This window comes from Intestinibacter sp., assembly GCF_051866655.1.
Lineage (GTDB): Bacteria > Bacillota > Clostridia > Peptostreptococcales > Peptostreptococcaceae > Intestinibacter.
In genome coordinates, this window is the sequence record NZ_JBJDXL010000328.1 from 1 (window position 1) to 3,525 (window position 3,525).

Consider the following 3,525-nt stretch of genomic DNA (forward strand, 5'->3'; position numbering starts at 1 on the left):
TGAATATAGCTCCTGATTATGAACAAAAGGTAAAAATACTTAAAAATGCTATAAAGGCCACAGAGCCTCTAGGATTAGATACTATAAAGGTCGCTGCTCTTGCTGCAAAAGAAAAAGTAAATCCTAAGATGCAAGCTACAGTTGATGCAAAAGCCTTAGAGGATGCCTGTAAACAAGGTGAATTTGGAGATAATGTAATAGTTGAAGGACCTTTAGCATTTGATTTAGCGGTATCTAAGGACGCTTGTAAGGTAAAAGGATTTAAGACAGAAGTAGGAGGAGACGTGGATATAATGTTGATGCCTACAATAGAAGTCGGAAACGGTATAGGAAAATCATTTACATATGCTGCAGGTGCAAAATCAGCAGGTATTATAATGGGAGCAAAGGCACCTATAGTTTTAGTTTCAAGAGCTGATACACATGAATCAAAATTATACTCTATAGCATATGGTGCTATAATTGCAGCTCATAAAAAATAAAAAGTAAAGTAAAATTTTATACTAGTAATTTATATTAAAAAATATATTAGTAATTTTTAACAAAATTATTAATATATTTTTTTTTGTATTGTATAATTAAAATATGATTAATTTGGTTAATATGGTAAATATTAAATATTTATGAAAGTAGAGGTTTTATTTTATGAATTCTTATTATTATCTATTTGAGATAGCATTAATTCTTTTTTCAACTAAAATACTGGGATTAATGTTTAGAAGAATAAGGTTACCACAAGTAGTAGGCGCTTTGCTGGCGGGGATTATAATAGGTCCATGTATGTTAAACTTAGTTTCAGAAAGTGAATTTATAACTCAGTTATCTGAAATAGGTGTAATATTGTTGATGTTTACTGCAGGGATGGAAACAGATATAGACGAATTGAAAAAACAAGGAAAAGCTTCTTTTACGATAGCTTTGCTAGGTGTAATAGTTCCTTTTATTTTAGGAGGTGGGACAACCTATTTATTTGCAAAGCTAGGAATGAAAAATATTATGGGAGATACAAGTATAATGCTACAAAGTGTATTTGTAGGGGTAGTTTTAACTGCTACATCAGTAAGTATCACTGTTGAGACACTTAGAGAAATGGGAAAATTAAACTCTAATGTCGGAAATGTTCTTTTAGGAGCTGCTATAATAGACGATATTTTGGGAATAATCGCGTTGTCTATAGTTACAAGCTTTGCAGATACTTCTGTAAAAATTAATGTTATACTTATAAAAATAGTATTGTATTTTGTATTTATGGCGGCAATTTCTTTTATTCTTTATAAAATATTGAAAATTTGGTTTAAAGATAGTAACAATTTAAAACGACATGTAATAGCTGTAATAGGTTTATGTTTACTATTAGCTTACATATCTGAGGTTTACTTTGGAGTGGCAAATATAACAGGTGCATTTATAACAGGACTTATTATATCTGCAGTAGGATATAAAAAGGAAAGAATTATGGGGACTATAGACGATGTATCGTATGCATTTTTATCACCGGTATTTTTTGCTAGTATAGGTCTTAAGTTAGTTTTACCGGAAATGAGTATGATGATTGTATTATATGCAGTTGTATTATCTATAGTTGCTATTGTATCTAAAATATTAGGCTGTGGTCTAGGAGCTAAGATGTTTAAATTCTCAAATAAGGAATCGGTTCAAGTTGGATCCGGTATGGTTTCAAGAGGAGAAGTTGCGCTTATAGTTGCTAATAAAGGTATAAAATTAAACATGGTATCAAATGTAATATTTGCTCCTATATTGATAGTTGTTATAATAACAACAGTGATTTCACCGATACTTTTAAAAATAGCATTTAAAGATAAAAATTCAAAGTTAGGTGATAATGAAATAGCTATGAATTAATATGAATAAATTATAGAAGACTGTTGCAAGAACTTATTTAAATATGTTTTTGTAATAGTCTTTTATAATTTATAGTAAATAATTTAAAATTTATCTAAAAAGATATAATTATATTATAGATTGAATTAAATGTTAAAAAAATATCTAATACAATTTAATATTTAATTTTAAAATGCAGTTAAATATGTTAAAGGACTGTTAAAGCTAGTGCAATTGATTTATGAAAAGCTTACTATAAATATATAGAAAAACTTTAAAGGAGATGAGAATTATGGAATCGTCTATACATACAATTGCATGTAATAACTTGTTAATACTTTTTGCTGTAGTAGCAATGGCGGGAATAATATGTAGCAAATTAAGCGAAATTGTAAAAGTTCCAGATGTTGTTTTGTTTCTAATAGCAGGTATTTTTATAGGTCCTTCAGTATTAAAATTTGTTGATATAAGTCAATATCAGGTTGAAAATCAACTTATATTGACCTTTGGATCGGCTTTTATATTATATATGGGTGGCAAAGAAATAAGCTTGAAGGTATTAAAAAATGTAAAGATAACAGTTTTATTACTATCGAGTGTAGGTGTCTTAATATCAGCTTTTCTTATGCAACAAATAATAGGATTTTCGTTTGGTGTAAGTTCGATGGTAGCTCTTTTAGCAGGTAGTATTATAGCTTCTACAGACCCTGCTACATTAGTTCCTATATTCAATCAGATAAAAATAGATAGAAAGGTATCTCAGACAGTTATAAGTGAATCTGCTTTTAATGATGCCACAGGTGCTATTTTAACATCAGCTGTATTATCTATCATTTTATCGGGTCAATTTTCACTACAAGAAAATCTATATGAACTTGCTTTGATGATTATAATAGGTTTAGTTGTGGGATTGCTTACAGGTGTTATTTTATTGGCTTTGGTAAATGACAGTCCTAGAGGAATATTTAAGGATTATACTCCTATAATATCTATAATTTCTGTAATAATAGCCTATGAGCTATCTACTGTACTTGGAGGAAGTGGATATATGTCATGCTTCATAGTAGGTATAGTTACAGGAAATAAACAAAATTTCAAGCTTTGGCTCAGTCAAAAGTCGTACGATGCAGATTGCCATGTGGTAGAAACTTTGGGTACGATTTGTAGAATGTGTATATTTATAATTTTGGGAAGCCAAGTAGATTTACAAATAGTAGGAAAATACTTTATACCTTCAGTATTCTGCGTATTTTGTTTTATGTTTGTTGTAAGACCTATATGTGTTTTGATATGTACCTTAGTGGATAGGCAAGCAAAATGGAGAAAAAATGAAATATTATTTATGATGTGGGTAAGAGAAACAGGCGTAATACCAGCAGCTCTTTGTGGTATAGTAACTTCTATGAATATACCTGGAAGTGATGTAATTTCATCAGTAGTATTTATGACAATACTTATAACTTTAATTTTGCAAGGAGTTAGTACAAAGTTTGTGGCTAGAAAGTTAGGTCTTTTATTAGAAGAAAAAAAATGCGATATGTCTGTTAAAGAAGATATTTTAAAGAATTCATAGAAAATAAAAAAGTATGTATTAATTTAGAGACTATAAATTAGTATATACTTTTTATGATTTTTGTAAGTTTATAGTAGGTAAATGAACTATAATAATAGAGGTATTAGATA

The 3,525-nt window shown here is 29.0% G+C and carries 3 protein-coding genes; all 3 read left to right on the top strand.

Features of this window, described 5'->3' with window-relative positions:
• A partial coding sequence (locus tag ACI3VO_RS09760; RefSeq protein WP_439757738.1) for a phosphate acyltransferase occupies window positions 1-482 on the top strand: 482 nt, incomplete at its 5' end.
• Window positions 483-645: 163 nt separating this feature from the next.
• Window positions 646-1,863, top strand: coding sequence for a cation:proton antiporter (locus ACI3VO_RS09765; RefSeq protein WP_439757739.1), 1,218 nt, complete (start codon window positions 646-648; stop codon window positions 1,861-1,863).
• 271 nt (window positions 1,864-2,134) lie between these two features.
• Entirely contained in the window at window positions 2,135-3,415 is a 1,281-nt protein-coding gene (locus ACI3VO_RS09770) for a cation:proton antiporter (protein WP_439757740.1), read from the top strand.
• The last annotated feature ends 110 nt before the right edge of the window (window positions 3,416-3,525 follow it).